The sequence below is a fragment of the Lactococcus petauri genome (assembly GCF_002154895.1).
Taxonomy (GTDB): domain Bacteria; phylum Bacillota; class Bacilli; order Lactobacillales; family Streptococcaceae; genus Lactococcus; species Lactococcus petauri.
The window spans coordinates 1-915 of the sequence record NZ_MUIZ01000033.1 but is presented as its reverse complement, the minus strand read 5'-3'; the positions used below and the strand labels follow the sequence as shown (position 1 = coordinate 915).

1 protein-coding gene is annotated in these 915 nt (G+C 24.7%); it reads left to right on the top strand.

What is annotated here, in order from left to right; translation table 11 throughout:
* Positions 1 to 915, top strand: a 915-nt coding sequence (locus tag BZZ03_RS11750) for a helix-turn-helix domain-containing protein (RefSeq protein ID WP_198943962.1), incomplete at both ends; no start/stop codon positions are given.

Below are 915 nucleotides of genomic sequence, written 5' to 3'. Positions count from 1 at the left end.
TCACAGAAAATATTTTTTATAGTGAATCTTATGTTTATAAACTAATAGCTAAAGTCAATATTTTATTTTCTTCATTAAATTTAAAAATATATTTTGAAAAAAATAATGATATGTTTTCTCTTTGTGGTAATGAAATAGAAATTAGATATTTATATTATTTTACAATTTCAGTTGTTGCTAAAGGTACAAAGCAATACTTAGATCTAATTGACTCTAAGTTTAGTGATTCTTTTATTGGAAGTTATAGTAAAGAATTCAACAGATTGTCACCTATTGGTAAAACTAGAGTATATTATTTTATAGCAATTTTCTCATCCTCAATAAGTACTCAAAATTTTTTGCCAGAGCTTAGTGATGAAATAAAAGAATTGGTCTGTATCTTCACTAGATACAATGAGAACACAAATTTAGATGCTTCTGGTCCCCCAAAAAATAGATACATACTGAATGAAAATTTAGTACTATTTTGTATAATTTCTTATTTCACTCAGGAGTTCTATACAGATTTTGAAAAATCTAAAATAGGAAATATCCTTTCAAATATCAAAAATAATCATGTAGTTGATACCTGTAAAGCATTACTTCAACAAGTATGTTCCAAATACTCTCTTGATACTTTTACCTTTAATTTGATGCTTTATACTCTTTGTAATAATATGATTGTTATCCATTATTTAAAACTTTATAAATTTATGTATTTAAAAGAAAATCATTACTACGGGAGTGTAGACACCAAGTTTATTAAGCAATGCATTGATCTAAATTTGACTTATTTTACTTCAAAAGAAGATTATGCCAAATTAAAAAGTAATTTCTTTCAAATTATTGTTTCTGAAGTCTCGTTAGTCCCTACCGTTAAGATCTATATTGAGTTTTTTCAACAACCAGAATACAAATCTTTTATTAAAAATACAT